The organism is Aureimonas sp. SK2 (assembly GCF_029813115.1).
Classification (GTDB): Bacteria; Pseudomonadota; Alphaproteobacteria; order Rhizobiales; family Rhizobiaceae; genus Aureimonas.
This window is the reverse complement of sequence record NZ_JAPZDS010000010.1, coordinates 83,953-102,187: the sequence shown is the minus strand read 5'-3', so window position 1 is coordinate 102,187 and position 18,235 is coordinate 83,953. Positions and strand designations below refer to the sequence as shown.

The following is an 18,235-nucleotide window of genomic DNA, read 5'->3' as shown; positions in this document are numbered from 1 at the left end:
CGCCGATGCGGCGTGCTGTCGCCGGAAAGAACCGGTGCGAACGCTGCGGTGGACGCATCACCCGGATAGGGGACTCAATCAACGCCGACGCCTGGCTTCGATGCCTCGGCCGGTTCCCGCCTTGCTGAAGGCCGGCAGCGCGTGTGCCGGCGAAGGGCGAGGACGTGCCTCTCCGACAGCTACGGCAAAACGTCTCAGACAGGATCGACACGTTGCAGACGGGCCAGGCTGCGCCATGTCATTTGCCGCCTATAGAAGTCGCCTCGAACGCGATGGGGAGCGGTCGCGACGGATGGCGTCCGCCGCCTCCATACCGTTCGAGCGCGACGCCTGCTGACGGAGCGGACGCCACCATGGACCATCTGCCGAACGACAAGACCAACACCGAGAGCTATCCGATGAAGGGCAAGTGCCCGTTCGGCGGCGACCGGATCGGCGGTGCCCAGGGCAGCCGACCGACGCTTGAGAACTGGTATCCGCACCGCCTGCGCGTCGAGGTTCTTCACCAGAACGGACTGGCCGCCGATCCGCTTGGCCCCGACTTCGACTACGCGGCCGAGTTCGGCAGGATCGACTTGGCCGAGCTGAAGCGCGACATCAAGGCCTTCCTGACCACCTCGGTCGCATGGTGGCCCTCGGACTACGGCAACTACGGCCCCCAGATGATCCGCATGGCCTGGCACTCGGCCGGAACCTACCGCATCGCCGACGGGCGCGGGGGAGCGGGCACCGGGATGCAGCGCTTCGCTCCCATCTCCTCCTGGTGGGACAACGGCAACACCGACAAGTCGCGCCGCCTGCTCCAGCCGATCAAGCACAAGTACGGCAACGCCCTGTCCTGGGCCGACCTGATGGTGCTGACCGGCAACTGCGCGCTGGAGATCATGGGTCTCGACACCTACGGCTTCGCCGGCGGTCGTCTCGATGCGTGGGAGGCCGACGACGCGACCTATTGGGGACCGGAAGTCCTCGACATGGAGAAGGCCGAGGACTACGAGAAGATGACGGCGCGCGACAAGCGCTGGCGCGGCCGCAACGGCGATCCCGACTACGATCTCGAGAACCCTCTGGCCGCCTCGCACCAGGCGCTGATCTACGTGAACCCGGAAGGCTCCAACGGCGACGGCGATCCGATGGGCTCGGCGCGCGACATCCGCGTCACCTTCACGCGCATGGCGATGAACGACGAGGAGACCGTGGCGCTGATCGCGGGCGGCCATGCCTTCGGCAAGAGCCATGGCATGACGCCTTCGCGGGAGATCGGCCCCCCGCCGGAAATGGCGCCGATGGAGGCCATGGGGTTGGGCTGGCACAATCCGCGCGGAACGGGCCATGGCAAGGACACCATGACCAACGGCATCGAGGGCTCCTGGACTCCCGACCCGACGCGTTGGGACAACAGCTACCTCGAGAACCTGTTCAGGTACGAGTGGAAGCAGACGAAGAGCCCCGCCGGCTCGATCCAGTGGACGCCCGTCGATCCCGGCGCGCCCAAGACGCCGGACGCCCATGTCGAGGGGCAGATGAATCCCCTTATGATGATGACCACCGACATCGCGCTGAAGGTGGACCCCGAGTACCGCAAGGTCTGCGAGAAGTTCCTCGCCGACTTCGATGCCTTCACGCAGGCCTTCTCCAAGGCCTGGTACAAGCTGACCCATCGCGACATGGGCCCCAGGCACCGTTATCTGGGCCCGGAGGCGACGATCGAGGACGGGCTGCTCTGGCAGGACCCGCTGCCCGATCGCGACCACGATCTGATCGGCGACGCCGAGGTCGAGGAGCTGAAGCGGCGGATCGCGGACACCGGCCTTTCGGTCTCCGACCTCGCCTTCACCGCCTTCTCGGCCGCCTCCACCTATCGCGACAGCGACAAGCGCGGCGGTGCCAACGGCGGACGCCTGGCGCTGGAGCCGCAGCGGAGCTGGGCGGTCAACCGCCGAACCGGTCCCGTCGTGGAGGCGCTGCGCGGTGTCATGGCGAGGTTCAACGAGGGGCGGGGCGGCGGCAAGCGGGTGTCGCTCGCCGACCTCATCGTCCTCGGCGGATGCGTGGCGGTGGAGCGGGCGGCGCATGAGGCGGGCAGCGCGTTGCGCGTCCCCTTCACGCCCGGCCGCGTCGACACCACGCAGGAACTCACCGACATCGAGATGTTCAACTGGCTGAAGCCCGTGGTGGACGGCTTCCGCAACTACGTGGACGAGGGTTTCGGAACGATCGGCACGGGTGTCTCGCCCGAGGAGATGTTCCTCGACAAGGCCAACCTCATGAAGCTGACGGCTCCCGAATGGACGGTGCTGACCGCCGGGTTGCGTGCGCTCGGCGCCAATCACGACGGTTCGGACCAAGGCGTCTTCACCGATCGGGTGGGCGTTCTCTCGACCGACTTCCTGCGCAATCTCCTGAGCACCGACCTCGTTTGGCGCAAGCTCGACGACAGGGCCATGACGTTCGAACTGGTCGACCGAGAGACAGGGGAGCGTCGCTTCACGGCCTCGCGCAACGACCTCGTTTTCGGCTCCAACGCGCAGCTTCGCTCGATCGCCGACGTCTACGCGGGGGTGGATGGCGAAGCACGTTTCGTACGCGACTTCGTGCGCGTCTGGGACAAGGTCATGATGCTGGATCGCTACGACGTGAAAGGGCATCGACGCCACGCACCGATGGCGGCCTGAAGGCCCGTCGTGGACGGCCGGGTCTACGCCCGGCCGTTCGGACTTCACGCCTTCGCTCGCTGCCGCCTCATCCCCGCCGTTGCCCCTCCGGACATCCGCTTCTGTGCGACAGGCTCATTCGGCGGGGGCGGCGCTTCGGTCCTCGATGGCGCGGTTGGGCATGCGCGCAAAGAGGTTGGCGAGGAGCGCGCCGGAAATATTGTGCCAGACGCTGAAGATCGCGCTCGGGACGGCAGCCAGCGGCGAGAAATGGGCACTTGCCAGGGCCGCGCCCAGACCGCTGTTCTGCATGCCGACCTCCATGCTGATGGCCTTGCGTTGGGCCAGGGACAGACCGCAGGCCCAGGCCGCGAGGAAGCCCAGCGTGTATCCGATGCCGTTGTGCAGGATGACCACCGCGAAGATCAGGAGGCCGGAGGTCGCGATGGCCGCCTGATTGACGGCCACGACCGCCGCGACGATCAGGACGATGCCGGCGACGCTGACGAGCGGCAGCGCCGGTTCGGCGACGCGCACCAGCGAAGGGGCAAGCTTCTGCAGCGCGAAGCCGAGGGCCAGCGGCATCAGGATGACCTTCACGATGCTGACGAACATGCTCATGGCATCGACCGGCAGGAACTGGCTGGCGAAGAGCCAGACCAGGAACGGCGTCACCAGCGGGGCCAGGAGCGTCGTGACGCTGGTGCAGGCCACGCTGAGAGCGACGTCGCCCTTGCCCAGATAGGTCATCACGTTGCTCGACGTGCCCCCCGGACAGCAGCCGACCAGAATCACGCCCGCCGCGACCTCCGGCGTCATCGGGACGATGCGGGTCAGGGCAACCGCCACGAGCGGCATGATCAGGAACTGGCCGAGCACCCCGACACCGACGTCGAAGGGACGGCGGGCGACCTCGCGGAAGTCGTCGAGCGACAGGGTGAGCCCCATGCCGAACATGATGATTCCCAGCAACGTGACGATATAGGGCGCGACGGGGCTGAACGCGCCGGGCAGGAAGAAGCCGAGGGCGGCGAACACGATGACCCAGACCGCGAACGTCCTTCCCACGAACGCGGACACCGAACCCAGGAATGTCATAAGGAAACCTTTCTTTGCTGCCGGCCGGCAGTACCCGCCGGTACGCCCTCTGGCAAGTCCTCACCTCGACACGGGAAACCGAGCCGAGGTCTTCGGGCAGCAGAGCGGCCAGGATGCTTGAGGACCCTTGCGACCGGACTGGGAAAGCGATGCCGATCAGCCAAGACGAGTTCAGTCGCCATCACCCGTCGGGATCGGCTTCGTCAGACGACGCGTTGCCTCCGGCGGCGGATCGATCGCGAGGCATGGACCGTTTCGCCGGTAACCTTTCAGATGGGACGCTCCCGCATGACCGATGATCCCCGCACCAGCCAACCGACGCGCTTTCCCGGCGAACAGCCGCAGCCGCAGCCGGGCTTCGAGACCCGGATGCGCTTCAAGCCGGACCACGGCGAGGAAAGCTACGTCGGCAAGGGGCTGCTCGAAGGCAAAGTCGCCCTGATCACGGGCGGGGACTCCGGCATCGGCAAGGCGGTCGCCATCGCCTATGCCCGCGAAGGCGCCGACGTCGCGATCTCCTATCTCGCCGAGGAACAGACCGACGCCGAGGAAACGAGGGCCTTCGTGGAGAAGGCAGGCCGCCGCTGCCTTCTCCTGCCGGGCGACATCCGCGAGCGGGATGTTTGCGCGTCCCTCGTCGATCGGACGGTCGCCGAGTTCGGAGGGATCGACATCCTCGTCAACAACGCGGCGGCCCAGACCACCAACGAGGATCTCGCCGACATCGACGACGACGAGATGGAGGCCGCCTTCCAGGCCAACGTCTTCGCGATGATCCGCCTGTCCAAGGCGGCGGTGCCGCACATGAAACCGGGCGCGGCCATCGTGAACACGACGAGCGTGCAGGCGAAAGTCGCAACCGAAAGCATGATCGTCTACGCCGCCACCAAGGGGGCGATCTCCAGCCTCACGATCGGTCTCTCGAACCTCCTTGCCCCCAAGGGCATCCGCGTCAACGCGGTCGCGCCCGGCCCGGTCTGGACCCCGATACAGCCGATCGCCAAGGATTCGGAGACGCTGGAGACGCTTGGGCACAACACGCCGCTCGGCCGGGCCGGGCAGCCGGGCGAACTCGCCGCCGCTTACGTGCTGCTGGCCTCGCGGGAGGGCAGTTACATGTCCGGCGCGGTGATTCCGATCACCGGCGGCATGCCCATGTACTGACCATCGGCGCCGGTCCGCCCGGCCGCCAAAGGTTCGCTCCCGAACGGTTCCGCGGGCAGGCCGTCACGTATCGACGGCTCGCCGGCGACGTCCCCGTTGGCGCCGACGGCTTGGAGAGGCCCGCAGCGGGAAGCCCGAGGCCCCGCTTCCCGTGACCTCGAGGTTCCCGACCGGCCTGTCGTCACGGGCTCCGATCCTGTCCTGCCGCGCGGGAGCGCAGACCCCGGTCTCGCGTCGGGGTCTGCCAGCAGCACCGGGCGCCGATAGGGTCGCTTCGCTGGTCAGCCTCCTACCATTCGATCCCGATCTTGCCGAAATGGCTCGCGCCTTGTTCGTGCCGGAAGGCGTCCGAGAGGTCCTCCAGCGGAAACCGGCGATCGATGACCGGCCGGACGGCGTTCGCTTCCAGCGCGCGGACGAAATCCTGTTGCTGGCGCCGGCTCCCGACGATCAGCCCTTGCAGCCGCGCCTGCTTGCTCATGAAGGCGCCGGTCGGGACCTCTCCCGAGAATCCCGTGAGAACGCCGATCAGCGCGATGTGGCCGCCGATCCGTACGGCCTCGATGGACTGCGCGAGGGTTCCGGGTCCTCCGACCTCGACCACGTGATCGACGCCCTCGCCCCCGGTCCAGTCCCGAACGCGGCGGCCCCATTCCGGCTCGGCACGATAGTTGAGCGTGAACTCGGCTCCCAAGGCGCGGGCGCGCTCCAGCTTCTCGTCCGAGGACGAGGTGATGGCGACGCGCGCGCCGACCATCCGCGCGATCTGGAGCGCCCAGATGGAGACGCCGCCCGTACCCAGGAGGAGGACCGTATCGCCCGCCTTCAATCGGCCGTCGCCGACGAGGGCGCGCCAGGCCGTCAGTCCGGCGGTCGTGATGGCGGCGGCCTCCACCGCGTCGTAGCCTCGGGGAGCGCGAGTGAAGGCGGTGGCCGGGAGGATCGCGGTCTCGCAGGCGAAACCGTCGATGCCGTCGCCGGGCGTGCGGCTGAAATCGCCCTTGGTCGGCAAGCCGTCCTGCCAATCCGGAAAGAAGCAGGAGACGACCATGTCCCCCGGCGCGAATTCGCCGACGCCCTCGCCGACGCTTTCCACGATGCCCGCGCCGTCCGCCAGGAGGACGCGTCCGTCTGCGGTCTTCATCTGCCCCGTGGCGACGGCGAGGTCGTGGTAGTTCAGCGAAGCGCCGTGCAGGGCAACGCGGATCTCGCCGGGGCCGGGCTGACCAGGATCGGGGCGGTCCTCGATCACGATACGGTCCAGTCCGCCCGGTGCGCGCAATGCCATCGTCTTCATCGTCGTGTCTCCATGCTCGTCCGCGCAGTGCCGCGAGAACTCGCGATGGAGATAGGGCGGCTGCGCATCGGGCGTCGCCGGCGAGCCGTCGCCGTTTCGCAGCCCGTCATCGAAGCCGGGCAAGGCGTGGCCGCCGGCGCCTCCATGCCCTGGATCTTGCGCCCGTCGGCCGTCCCGGTTTCAGGGAACGCTGAGGGCGACGCTCCGGCAGGGATGACGCAGGAGGGTCTGCAACTCGTCATCGAGACGAAGAAGCGACAGCGACACGCCAGCCATGTCGAGCGAGGTGTAGTAGGGACCCACGAGCGTTTCGACGATCCGCACCTGACGAGCGCGGAGGCGCTGGCTGACCCGGCGCTGGACGATGTAGAGTTCCATTGCCGGCGTGCCGCCAAGCGAGTTGACGAGGACGGCGACCCGGTCCCCCTCGGACAGGTGCATCTCGGCGAACAGGCGGTCGAGGATGATGTCCACCACCGTGTCCGCGCTGGCGAGCGTCTCGCGAGAGATCCCGGGTTCGCCATGGACGCCGACGCCGATCTCCATGTCGTCCTGTCCCAGCACGAAGCTCGGCCGGCGCGTTTCCGGCATCGAGCTGGGTTCGAGCGCGATGCCCATGCTGAACGTCTGGGAGCAGGCGCGCCGCGTAATGGCCTCGCACGCTTCCAGCGACATCATGCGGTCGGCCGCGGCGCCGGCGATCTTGAAGGCGAAGACGTTGCCGGCGACGCCGCGCCGGGACCCGATCGCATCCGCCGGCGCCGAGGCGACGTCGTCGACCGTCACGACGGAGCGAACGGGGATGCCGGCGGCCATCGCCTCGTCAGCGGCCATGTCGAAGTTCATCACGTCGCCCGAGAAGTTGCCGTAGACGAAAAGAACGCCGGCGCCGCCGTCGGCCGCACGGGCGGCGGCCAGGATCGGGGCGGGCGGCGGTGCCGAGAAGATGTTCCCGACCGCCGTCGCGTCGGCCAGTCCGGGCCCCACATAGCCCCAGAAGGCCGGCTCGTGTCCCGCGCCTCCGCCGATCACGACGCCCACCTTCCCCGGTCGCGGGCCTCTTACCGCCCGCACGGATCGGGAAAAGCCCGGAACGAAGCCGATCAGATGCCCGTGGGCGGCGACGGCGCCTTCCAGGGCCTCGTCCACCGCGGCGCGCGGATCGTTCAACATCTTCTTGACGTGCGTCCGCTGGCCGGAGGCGGGAGGGGAGGGCGGTTCCGCCGCGCGCCGCGGACGCTCCCTCCAGCCGTCCGCCGTGAGGATGCCCCAGCCGGTCACGGCATCGGTGACGAGGATGCTCGCGAAGCCCCCGCGCAGCGCTCCCAGAACCGCCGCGACCTTGTCGGAGCCTCCGGCCACCGCGATGCGCTGGGGAACGGTGCGCAGCGCCGCCAGATCGATGCCCACCGTCCGGCCGTCCAGCGGCCCCGGCACGGGTTCGCCATCGGCCGACAGGAACCGACCGGCGATGCTGCCGACGGCATGGCGGTAGTGGTCGTGGAGCGCGGCATCGTCCAGGAAGCCGCTCGTATGGATCGTGCTCTCGGGACGCAGCGAGGAGATGCCGAAGAGGATACGGTTCGCCTCGCCGAGCACCGCCATCTGCTCGGTGAGCACGGCCTCGGCGACCAGCATGTCGCGCATGGCGGCGCTCGACACGATGGCCGGCGCGGCGAGCGGGATGCAGCGGGCGCCCAGTGCCTCGGCGAGGCGCTGCGCGCAGGCTTCCGGCGTCCAGGGAATCTTCGCCGTGGTGCTGCCGGTGGCCTGCACCACGCGGACATCGCTGAGGCCGGGCAGGCGGAGCGCCTCGGCCAGCGCGAGAATGGTGCGCCCCCACGTCACCGCGAGCGTGTCGCCCGATCGGGCAACCTGCGCCAGCGCCTTGGCTCCGGCCGAGCCGAGGCGGGCCGCCAGCGAGCGTTCGCCGCCCTGCGTCGGGACCACAAGGCAATCCTCGAGCCCGAAGCGTTCGCGCAAGGCGTCCGCAACGCTCAGCGCGCGGAACTGCTGCGGCTCGATCTCGATCGTCACGAGACCCCGCGCGCGCGCTTCCGCGAGATAGGCGTTCACCGAGGCCCGGGAGATGCCCATCTCGCCCGCGATGTCGCCTTGGGTCATGCCTTCTTCGTGGTAGAGCCACGCGGCCCAGAGCAGGGCGTCGTCGCCGAAGCGCAGCGGGATGGGCCCCTCGCCCGCGGATCGAGCCATCAGCGCTCGCCCGCCCTGCGTGCGAGCAGCGCCTCGTAGCCTTCGCGCATCGCTTCCACGACGATGGCGGCCGAGGCCGCGCCCGGATCCACGAAGCCGAGACTTCGCGCGCCGAGGCGCGCGGCGCGGCCCTTCGCGGCGATCATGGCGCGCGTCGTCTCGCGGCCCTGGGCCGCTGCGAGCGATGCGGCCCGCAGGGCGTCCCGAGGCGAGGCGCCGGCCTCCGTCGCCGCCACTGCCGCGCGCATGGCGGGCTCGAACGCATCCAGCATGGTCTTGTCGCCGAGCGCCGCCTTGCCTCGACGGGCGATGCCCTCCGTCATTCCGGCAAGGATCGCGATCAGGTCGGCGTCCTCCAGCGCGTGACGGCCGGCCATTCGACGTCCCGCTTCCTCGAAGGCGCCGGCGTAGAGAGGGCCGGCGGTCGCACCGACCGCGTTGAGAAACGTCCGGGCTGCGATGCCCAGAATCTCCTGCACGCCCGATCCCTTCGAGGCGGCGTCCTGCGTGTCGCGTACCACGGACGCAAAGCCCTGGGACATGGTCCTGCCATGGTCGGCGTCGCCGATCGCTCCGTCGAGTTCTCCAAGCATCTCGCGCGCCTCGTCGATCCGGGACGACACGGTGCGGAGGATTTCGACGAACTGATCCGGTGCGATGGTGCTCATGATTCGCATTGTCGGAGTGCGCTTCGGTTTCGGCAAGCGGAACGGCCAGACGGCGAGGCATCCAAGCATCGAATTCCGATGGCCTGTTGACAAATGTCGGAATCAAATTGAATATTGTCAGAATTCACCGCCGAAGCTGCGGTGGGCAGGGGTTCGGGAGGACCTCGGGAGGAGGCTTGATGACGATCCCGCTTCTGGAGGTGGAAGGGCTGCGCAAGTCCTTCGGCGGCGTCGCCGCGCTGCGCGACGGCCGCTTCACGCTCGAGGCCGGCTCGGTTCACGCTCTGTGCGGCGGCAACGGCGCCGGCAAGTCCACCTTCCTGACCATCGTCATGGGCATCCAGAAGCGCGACGGCGGCACGATCCGCCGCAACGGCCAGCCGGTCGAGTTTTCCAGCCCTGCCGATGCCCTGAAGGCCGGCATCGCCATCATCGAGCAGGAACTGAGCCCGGTTCCGCACATGAGCGTGGCGGAGAACATCTATCTCGGCCGCGAGCCCGCCGGCCGCTTCGGCGGCATCGATTTCCGCACCATGAACGCACGCGCGCAGGCGCTCCTCGACGAGCTCGGCTTCGCGATCGACGCGCGCCAGGCGATGGCCAGGCTCTCGGTCGCCCAGATGCAGCTCGTCGAGATCGCCAAGGCCCTCAGCCACGACGCCGAAGTCATCTTCATGGACGAGCCCACGTCGGCCATCGGCGAACGCGAGGCGCAGCACCTCTTCGCCGCGATCGAACGCCTGAAGCGCCAAGGCCGCGGCATCGTCTACGTTTCGCACCGCCTGTCCGAGATCTTCCAGATCGCCGACAGCTACACGGTGTTCCGCGACGGCGCCTACGTGTCGAGCGGCCGCCTCGCCGAGATCGACCGGCCGGGGCTCATCGGCATGATCGTCGGGCGCGAGCTCGGCGAGGAATACATCAAGACCAACATGCCCTCCGAGACCGTCGGCCTGTCGGTCGAAGGGCTGAAGAGCCCCGGCAGGATCGAGGACATCTCCTTCGACGTGCGCAAGGGCGAGATCTTCGGCATCTACGGCCTGATGGGCTCGGGGCGCACGGAAATCTTCGAGGCCCTGTTCGGGCTCGACCCGAAGGCGAAAGGGCGCGTGGCGATCGACGGCGCGCCCGTCGAGGTCCGCAAGCCGGCGGATGCCATGGCGGAAGGGATCGCCCTCGTCACCGAGGACCGCAAGCAGACCGGCCTCAACCTCCACGATTCGGTGCGCGGAAACATCGCGCTGGCCAGCCTGCCCGAGATGAGTCCCGCCTTCGCCATGCGCTCGCGCGAGGAAGCCTCGGCGGCGCGGGAGATGATCGACCGCTTCCGCATCAAGGCGGCGCGCGACACGATGCCGGTGTCCGGCCTGTCGGGCGGCAACCAGCAGAAGGTGGTGCTGGGGAAGTGGTTCCTGAGGAAGCCCCGGGTCCTGCTTCTCGACGAGCCGACGCGCGGCGTCGATGTCGGCGCCAAGCGCGAGATCTATCGCATCATCTGCGAGTTCGCAGCCGCCGGCGGCACCGTGGCGATGATCTCCTCCGAGATCGACGAGGTGCTGGGCCTGTCCGACCGCGTGATGGTCATGCGGGGCGGGCGCCCGGCCGGCATCCTCGCGCGGGGCGAGGCGAGCGCCCAGTCGCTCGTCCACCTGTCGACCTGAACCCGTCCGCTTGAGCCAGCGCTCGCGCCGTCCATCTGGGAGAGACCGCCCGTGACCGACATCAACGCCAAAGCCGCCGATCCCGGCGCCAATGCCGAGCGCCGGCGGCTCCTGATCCAGGAATACGGCATCTTCATCGCCTTCCTCATCCTGGTCGGCGTCCTGGCCCTTTCCAGTCCCTACTTCCTCACCGCCGGCAACATCTCCAACGTCCTCCTGCAGACGTCGATCAACGGCATCCTCGCCATCGGCATGACCTTCGTCATCCTGACGCGCGGCATCGACCTGTCGGTCGGCTCGGTGGTGGCGCTGGCCGGCATCGTCAGCGCCAGTTTCGTGACGACGACGGCCAATGCCAGCGTCGCGGGCGGCCCGTATCCGATGGTGCTGGCCCTGGCGATCGGCATCGGCGTCGGCGTCCTCTCCGGCGCCATCGTCGGCTTCATCGTCTCGCGCTTCAACGTGCCCGCCTTCGTCGCGACCCTCGGCATGCTGTCGGCCGCTCGCGGCATGACGCTGATCTACGGCGGCGGGCGTCCCGTCCCGGGCCTCATCCCGGAGTTCCGCTGGATCGGCACGGGCAACGTCTTCGGCATTCCGATGCCCGTCGTGATCCTTGGTCTCGTCTTCGCCGTCTCCTGGTGGCTGCTCTCCTCGACGCGCTTCGGCCGCTACATCTACGCCGTCGGCGGCAACCCGCATGCCGCCAAGACCTCCGGCATCAACGTCGCGCGCATCCGCTTCCTGGTCTACGTCATCTCGGGCGGGCTGGCGGGGCTGGCCGGCATGATCCTGTCGGCCCGCACCGGCTCGGCCCTGCCCCAGGCGGGCGTCGCCTACGAGCTCGACGCCATCGCGGCGGTGGTGATCGGCGGCACGTCCCTGTCGGGCGGCGTCGGGCGCGTCACCGGCACCCTGATCGGCGCGCTCATCATCGGCGTGATGAACAACGGTCTCGATCTCATGGGCATCCAGTCCTACTACCAGCAGATCCTGAAAGGCGCCCTGATCGTGGGCGCGGTGATGCTGGACCAGAAGCGCAGCCACGCCGGCTGACCGCTCGACCATTCCGCCCGGCGAGAACCGCCGGGCCGAACGGAGCGCCGCCATTCAGGCGCGCTCGACCACCAGTTCCACTCGGGAGGAGACCACCATGAAGACCCTATTGCTCGCCCTCGGCCTGGCCACCGCGCTCACCGGCCCGGTGCTCGCGCAGGAGAAGCTGAAGATCGGCGCGACCGTCTACGGCCTCAACGCCGAGTTCATGCAGATCTGGACCGCCGCCCTTCAGAAGCACCCGGCCGTCCAGAACGGCGAGGTCGAGGTGACCGTGTTCGACGGTCGCTACGACGCGCTGGTCCAGCAGGAACAGTTCAACACGATGATCACGCAGCAGTACGACGCGATCATCTTCGTGCCCATGGACATCGAGGCGGGCGCCGCCCCGGTGCAGGCCGCCGTGGATGCCGGCATCCCCGTCGTCGGCTCCAACGCCCGCGTCAACTCCGACCTCCTCACCTCCTATGTCGGCTCCAACGACGTCGAGGCGGGCGAGCTCGAGGCCAAGGCCGTGCTCGACAAGATGGGCTGCAAGGGCAACGTCGTGATCATCGAGGGCCCGATCGGCCAGAGCGGCCAGATCCAGCGTCTCGAGGGCAACGAGAAGGCGCTCGCCGCCTGCCCCGACGTGAAGGTGCTGCAGCAGCAGACCGCCAACTGGTCGCGCGCCGAGGCCCAGACCCTGATGGAGAACTGGCTGACCTCCAACCCCGGCCAGATCCAGGGCGTCATCGGCCAGAACGACGAGATGGCGCTCGGCGCGATCGAGGCGATCAAGGCCGCCGGCCTCGACGTCAACGACTTCGCCATCGCCGGCATCGACGGCGTGACCGACGCGATCAACGCGGTGAAGGCCGGCGAGATGGCCTCGATCCTGCAGGATGCCAACGCGCAGGCGCAAGGCGCGCTCGACGTCGCCATCAAGGCGGTGAAGGCGGACTACGAGCCGCAGTCGGCGATCTGGAACCAGTATCCGTCGATGAAGTGGGAAGATGGCAAGGCCAAGACCTATCTCGTGCCCTGGACCCCGGTGACGACCGAGAACGCGGACGAACTCCTGAAGTCGCGCCAGTAGGCGTTTGAACCGCGGCGGCCGGACCGACCGGCCGCCACCTCCCCTTATCCCCTGTCCGGAGCCGATCCCTTGAGCGACGCCCCTTCCATCGACCTCGACTTCTCGTTGGCGACCAAGGTCGCGCTCGTCACGGGCGGCGGCTCCGGGATCGGGCAGGCCATCGCCCGCGCTCTCGCCAAGAAGGGCGCGCGCGTCGCGCTCCTCGACAACAATCTGCAGGCGGCGGAAGCGACGGCCGCCGAGCTTGCCGACGCGCGCGCCTTCCGTTGCGACGTCGCCGACCCCGCCTCCGTCGCGGAAGCCGTCGGCGCCGCCGAGGCGGCCTTCGGTGGAATCGACATCGTGGTGAACAGCGCGGGCATCGTGGCGCTTGCCCCGGCCGAGACCCTTTCGCTCGATCAGTGGGACCGCACCATCGACATCAATCTCAAGGGTACCTTCCTGGTCAGCCAGGCCGCCGGCAAGCGCATGATCGCGAAAGGCCGGGGCGGCCGCATCGTCAACCTCGCCTCGCAGGCCGGAACGGTCGCGATCGAGGAGCACATCGCCTACTGCGCCTCGAAGTTCGGCGTGATCGGCCTCACCAAGACGCTCGCTGCAGAATGGGGCCGCCACGGCATCACGGCCAACACGATCTCTCCGACGGTCGTCCTCACCGAGCTCGGCAAGGCCGCCTGGGCCGGAGAGAAGGGCGAGGCCGCCAAGCGGCGCATCCCGACCGGCCGTTTCGCCTACCCGGACGAGATCGCGGCCGCCGCCGTCTTCCTCGCCTCCGATGCGGCGGCCATGGTGAACGGCGCCGACCTCGTGGTCGACGGCGGCTACACCATTCTCTGACGCGCCCCTTTCCAGTTTCTCCTTTTCAGGACGGACCACCCCATGCAGCGTTTCATCAACGATCCCGACAATGTGGTGGACGACACCGTCCGCGGCTTCGTGAAGGCCCATCGCGACCTCGTGCGCCTGTCGGAGACGAACCGGCGCGTGGTGGTCTCGACGGCGGCCCCGCGCCAGGGGCGCGTCGGCGTCGTCACCGGCGGCGGCTCGGGCCACGAGCCCGCCTTCATCGGCTACACCGGTAAGGGGCTCGTCGATGCGGTGGCCGTCGGCGAGCTCTTCTCCTCGCCGACCGCAAAGAGCTTCCACGACGCGATCAAGGAAGCGAGCGGCGGCGCGGGCGTCGTCTGCCTCTACGGCAACTATGCCGGCGACAACATGAACGTGAAGATGGCGCAGAAACTCAGCCAGAAGGACGGCATCGAGGTCGCCGTCGTGGTGGCCAACGACGACGTCTGCTCGGCCCCGCCGGAGGAGCGCGAGAAGCGCCGGGGCGTGGCGGGCGAGATCTTCATGTGGAAGATCGGCGGCGCCAAGGCGAACGAGGGCGCAAGCCTCGAGGAAGTGCGCGCGACCGCCCAGAAGGCGATCGACAACTGCCGCTCCATCGGCGTCGGCCTCGGCCCCTGCACGCTGCCGGCCGTCGGCCACCCGAACTTCCAGATCGAGGCGGGCACGATGGAGGTCGGCATCGGCCATCACGGCGAGCCGGGCATCCGCGTCGAGCCTCTGAAGACGGCCGCCGAAGTCGCGCGGGACATGGCCAGGATCGTGCTCGACGACCATGCGCTGCCTTCCGGCACCGAGGTGGCCGTCCTCGTTTCGGGACTCGGCGCGACGCCGCTGAACGAACTCTACATCCTGAACGACACGATCGAGGCGGAGATCGTCGGTCGCGGCCTGTCGATCCATCGCACCTATGTCGGCAACTACTTCACCTCGCTGGAGATGGTGGGCGCGACCTTGACGGTGCTGGCGCTCGACGACGAGCTGAAGCGCCTCCTCGACGCCGAGGCGCATGCGCCCGGCTTCCATCAGGCCTGAGGGAGATCCGTCCGATGCAGACTTTTCCCAATGCCGGCGGCGGCGCCATCGTCGAGGCGATGGCGGCCCGCATCGTCGAGAACCGCGCCTATCTCTCCGAGATCGACGGCAAGATCGGCGACGGTGACCACGGCGTGAACATGGCTAAGGGCTTCGGCTTGGCGGCCGAGCGGCTGGCCGGGCGCGACACGACGCTGGCAGAGGCGTTGGCGCTTCTCGGCGACGTCCTGATGGGCGAGATCGGCGGCTCGATGGGGCCGCTCTACGGCATGATGTTCACCGAGTTCGCCGAAGCCATCGAGGGCGTGGAGCGGATCGACGCCGCCCTGTTCTCGACCATGCTCCACAAGGGACTGGAGGGTGTCCAGTCGATCGGCTCGGCCAAGGTCGGCGACAAGACGCTGCTCGACACGTTCGTCCCGGCGGTGGAGGCCTTCGACGCGGCGACCGGTGGAGGGCGTTCGTTCGCCGAGGCGCTCGACGCCCTTGTGGAAGCGGCCGACAAGGGGCGCGATTCGACGATCGACCTCGTGGCCAGGATCGGCCGGGCCAGCCGGCTCGGCGAGCGTTCGCGCGGCGTCCTCGATGCCGGTGCGACGTCCTGCGCCCTGATCCTCGGATCGCTGGCGGAAGGGGCCGCGCGCCGTCTTTCCTGATGGCTGGCGGCTTTTCGCCGACCCGGGACCATCCGACCCGGCCGTTTGCAGAAACATCGGCGTCCGGATGCTTGGAGGATCCCCTATCGAGACGTCGGGGCCGCGGGCGACCGTGGCCCCGCGAAAGGCATGGCGGAGCGGCTATCGTTCGTGACGGGCGAGGGCGCGTGGATCCCGGCCGGTGCCGGCGAAGAACCTGAACCATCCGTACACTGTCTTCCTTCATCCGATGATGAGGGACGCCGGCATAGGCTCGAGCCATGTCGCTGATTCTTTCTCGCCTCGCCTACGACCATTCGCTCGGCTTCGTCGTCACCTCCATCGTCATCTGCCTGGTGGCCGGCTGGCTCGTGGCTCGGCTGATGCGCAACGTCCACGATGCGAAGCCCGGCGCCCGATGGCGCTGGATGGCGGGGGTCTCGGTCGTGGCGGGCCTTGGCGTCTGGACCACCCATTTCATCGCCATGCTCGGCTACCGGTCCGATCTGATGCTGGGCTACGGGAGCGGAACCACGGCGCTGTCGGCGCTGGTGGCGGTCCTTTTGGTCGGGGGGCCGCTAGCCCTGGTGCGGCTTCTGTCGTCGTGGCATTGGCGCGCGGGGCTCGGCGCGGTTGCGGGCATGGGCATCGGAGCCATGCACTATGCCGGCATGGCGGCCATCGAAGGATGTCTGCAGACCTATTCTCCGTTGGCGAGTGCGGTCGCAACCGGGGTCGGCGGCGGCTGTCTGGCTCTCGCCTGCGGTCTGCCGTCGCGTCTGGCGGGTACGCGCGCGGTCTGCGCCCTGTTTACGGTGGCGGTCGGGGGCACCCACTTCATTGCGATCGCCGGGACAAGTCTGGAGCCGGTCGGCCTGCCCGGCGGACTGGGGGGCGGGCATCTCGCGCTCAGTGTCTTCACCGCCGCCGGCGCGGCCATCCTGTTCCTGGGGGCCTTCCTGACGATCCTGACGGCCCAGCGGTTCGATGCCCAGGAGCGGGCGCATTCCACGGTGCTCAAGACCGCGCTCGACAACATGTCGAACGGACTGCTCTATCTCGACGAGGGCGATCGGGTCCGGCTCTACAACCGCCGCTATCTGGAGATCTACGGGTTCGAGGACGGCACCGACCTCATCGGAATGACGGCCGACGAGATCGTCGATCTCGTGGGAGACCGGCACGGCTGGGATCCGGAGCGCCGCGTCATGGCGCGGGCGCGTCTCGATAGCTGGCACGCTGTCGACCGATACACGTCGATCGACTACCCGCTGGACGACGGCCGCATCATGCAGGTGGAGATCCGCCCCGTCGCCGAAGGCGGCACCGTCATCACGTTCGACGACGTCACGGGTGATCGGATCGCCCAGCGCCGGATCGCCGAACTCGCCTTCTGCGATCCCCTGACGAAGCTCGCCAACCGGCGGGCGCTGAACGAGCGGATGGAGCGCGACTTCTTTCCCAAACAGCGGTTCAAGCTGCTCCTCCTCGATCTCGACCGCTTCAAGCCCGTCAACGATACCTACGGCCACGCCGTGGGAGACCGGCTGCTCGTCCAGGTCGCCGAACGCCTGACCCGGATCGCGGGCGCCGACGGCTTCGTCGCACGTCTGGGCGGAGACGAGATGGCGCTTCTCGTCTACGACGATCACGACGCGGCCATGGCGATTGCGACGCAAGTGATCGCGGCGATCGCGGCTCCGTTTCAGATCAACGGGATCGCGTTGTCGATCGGTTGCAGCATCGGCCTCTGCTGCACGGACGACGCGCGCGACGCGGTGGAACTCCTGCAGTTCGCCGACATCGCCCTCTACGAGTCGAAGCGGCAGGGGCGAGGCCGAGCCAGCTGCTATACGCCCGGCATGCTGGAGGCGGTGTCGGAGCGGGTGCAGCTCGAAGCCGACATGCGCACGGCCATCGAACGGGGCGAAATGCATCTGGCCTACCAGCCCGTGGTGGCCTTTTCCGACGACCGCATCATCGGGTACGAGGCGTTGATCCGCTGGGATCATCCCAAGCTCGGTCCCGTCGCGCCGTCCCGGTTCATTCCCTTGGCCGAGGAGACCGGACAGATCGTGGCGATCGGCGCATGGGTCCTGCAGGAGGCCTGCCGCCAGATCGCCGAACTGGACGCCGATGTCTATGTTGCGGTGAACGTCTCGCCGGTCCAGTTTCGGTCGCCGCTTCTCCTGTCGCATCTGACCCAGGCGCTGGCCCGGAGCGGACTGCCCGCCAGGCGGCTGGAAATCGAACTGACCGAGACGGCGATTGTCGAGGACGGCGCTCAGATGGCGGAAATGCTGTCGGCCGTGCGCCGCCTCGGGGTGACGGTCGCCATGGACGACTTCGGCACAGGCTACTCCTCCTTCGCCCATCTGCGCGATTTTCCCCTCGACCGCATCAAGGTGGACCGCTCCTTCGTCGCCAAGGCCGCGACCGACCGGCACGCCATGGCGGTTCTGGACGGGATCACCCATATCGCGCGGACGCTCGGCGTGACGACCTTGGCCGAGGGTGTCGAGACGCCCGAGCAACTCCGGCTCCTGCGTGAGATCGGGTGCGACGCTGTTCAGGGATACCTGATCGGCAGGCCCGAGCGGCTTTCGCAGGCGCAGCCGTCGATTTCCGGTTCGGGGCTTCTATCCCGAGGCCGGAACGGGACGGCGGCTGACCGCGTGGCGGGCGGGGAGAAGGTGGTTGCGCGTGCGTCCTGACATGCGGCGACCCGGTTCCAGCGCTTCGAACGCCCGAACATGATCGCGATGCGGCCGCGTCCGATGCGGCGACGCTCGTCGTGACGGACGGGCGGATTGCGGGACGATCGCTTGA

At 68.5% G+C, this 18,235-nt stretch carries 13 protein-coding genes; 9 read left to right on the top strand and 4 right to left on the bottom strand.

Annotated features, from left to right (window positions below; all coding sequences use genetic code 11):
- Positions 1 to 353: 353 nt before the first annotated feature.
- On the top strand, positions 354 to 2,675 hold the full coding sequence (gene katG, locus O5O54_RS13945; RefSeq protein WP_279482405.1) for a catalase/peroxidase HPI: 2,322 nt from the start codon (positions 354 to 356) through the stop codon (positions 2,673 to 2,675).
- Between the two features lie 114 nt (positions 2,676 to 2,789).
- On the opposite strand, the gene O5O54_RS13940 is transcribed toward katG, so the two are convergent.
- A complete protein-coding gene (locus O5O54_RS13940; RefSeq protein ID WP_279482404.1) occupies positions 2,790 to 3,752 on the bottom strand; it encodes a bile acid:sodium symporter family protein in 963 nt (320 codons plus the stop codon).
- Between the two features lie 288 nt (positions 3,753 to 4,040).
- Here O5O54_RS13940 and O5O54_RS13935 point away from each other — a divergent pair, with 288 nt between their 5' ends.
- Positions 4,041 to 4,916 carry an SDR family oxidoreductase gene (locus O5O54_RS13935; protein ID WP_279482403.1) on the top strand — a complete coding sequence of 292 codons (876 nt, stop codon included), beginning with the start codon at positions 4,041 to 4,043 and terminating at the stop codon, positions 4,914 to 4,916.
- 289 nt (positions 4,917 to 5,205) lie between these two features.
- Here O5O54_RS13935 and O5O54_RS13930 read toward each other — a convergent pair whose 3' ends face one another.
- The 3 genes from O5O54_RS13930 to dhaL (O5O54_RS13920) all read right to left on the bottom strand — a co-directional run bounded on the left by O5O54_RS13930 (position 5,206) and on the right by dhaL (O5O54_RS13920) (position 9,095).
- A complete protein-coding gene (locus tag O5O54_RS13930) occupies positions 5,206 to 6,213 on the bottom strand; it encodes an NAD(P)-dependent alcohol dehydrogenase (RefSeq protein WP_279482511.1) in 1,008 nt (335 codons plus the stop codon).
- 180 nt (positions 6,214 to 6,393) lie between these two features.
- Positions 6,394 to 8,427 (bottom strand): bifunctional sugar-binding transcriptional regulator/dihydroxyacetone kinase subunit DhaK, encoded by a 2,034-nt coding sequence (locus tag O5O54_RS13925; protein WP_279482402.1) that lies wholly within the window; start codon positions 8,425 to 8,427, stop codon positions 6,394 to 6,396.
- A complete protein-coding gene (dhaL, locus tag O5O54_RS13920) occupies positions 8,427 to 9,095 on the bottom strand; it encodes a dihydroxyacetone kinase subunit DhaL (protein WP_279482401.1) in 669 nt (222 codons plus the stop codon). Before dhaL (O5O54_RS13920) ends, O5O54_RS13925 begins: the two co-directional genes overlap by 1 nt.
- A gap of 179 nt (positions 9,096 to 9,274) precedes the next feature.
- Here dhaL (O5O54_RS13920) and O5O54_RS13915 point away from each other — a divergent pair, with 179 nt between their 5' ends.
- From O5O54_RS13915 to O5O54_RS13885, 7 genes are all read left to right on the top strand, one after another.
- Positions 9,275 to 10,756 (top strand): sugar ABC transporter ATP-binding protein, encoded by a 1,482-nt coding sequence (locus O5O54_RS13915; RefSeq protein WP_279482400.1) that lies wholly within the window; start codon positions 9,275 to 9,277, stop codon positions 10,754 to 10,756.
- Between the two features lie 51 nt (positions 10,757 to 10,807).
- The gene (locus O5O54_RS13910; protein ID WP_279482399.1) at positions 10,808 to 11,812 is read left to right on the top strand and encodes an ABC transporter permease subunit; all 1,005 of its coding nucleotides are present in this window, start codon (positions 10,808 to 10,810) and stop codon (positions 11,810 to 11,812) included.
- Positions 11,813 to 11,909: 97 nt separating this feature from the next.
- Complete coding sequence (locus O5O54_RS13905) at positions 11,910 to 12,890, top strand: substrate-binding domain-containing protein (protein ID WP_279482398.1); 981 nt, start codon at positions 11,910 to 11,912, stop codon at positions 12,888 to 12,890.
- Between the two features lie 69 nt (positions 12,891 to 12,959).
- Positions 12,960 to 13,727 carry a GolD/DthD family dehydrogenase gene (locus O5O54_RS13900; RefSeq protein WP_279482397.1) on the top strand — a complete coding sequence of 256 codons (768 nt, stop codon included), beginning with the start codon at positions 12,960 to 12,962 and terminating at the stop codon, positions 13,725 to 13,727.
- A 42-nt stretch (positions 13,728 to 13,769) separates the two neighbouring features.
- The gene (locus O5O54_RS13895) at positions 13,770 to 14,771 is read left to right on the top strand and encodes a dihydroxyacetone kinase subunit DhaK (protein WP_279482396.1); all 1,002 of its coding nucleotides are present in this window, start codon (positions 13,770 to 13,772) and stop codon (positions 14,769 to 14,771) included.
- A 14-nt stretch (positions 14,772 to 14,785) separates the two neighbouring features.
- Positions 14,786 to 15,427, top strand: coding sequence for a dihydroxyacetone kinase subunit DhaL (gene dhaL / locus O5O54_RS13890; RefSeq protein WP_279482395.1), 642 nt, complete (start codon positions 14,786 to 14,788; stop codon positions 15,425 to 15,427).
- A gap of 260 nt (positions 15,428 to 15,687) precedes the next feature.
- Positions 15,688 to 18,120 carry an EAL domain-containing protein gene (locus O5O54_RS13885; RefSeq protein WP_279482394.1) on the top strand — a complete coding sequence of 811 codons (2,433 nt, stop codon included), beginning with the start codon at positions 15,688 to 15,690 and terminating at the stop codon, positions 18,118 to 18,120.
- Positions 18,121 to 18,235 lie beyond the last annotated feature (115 nt).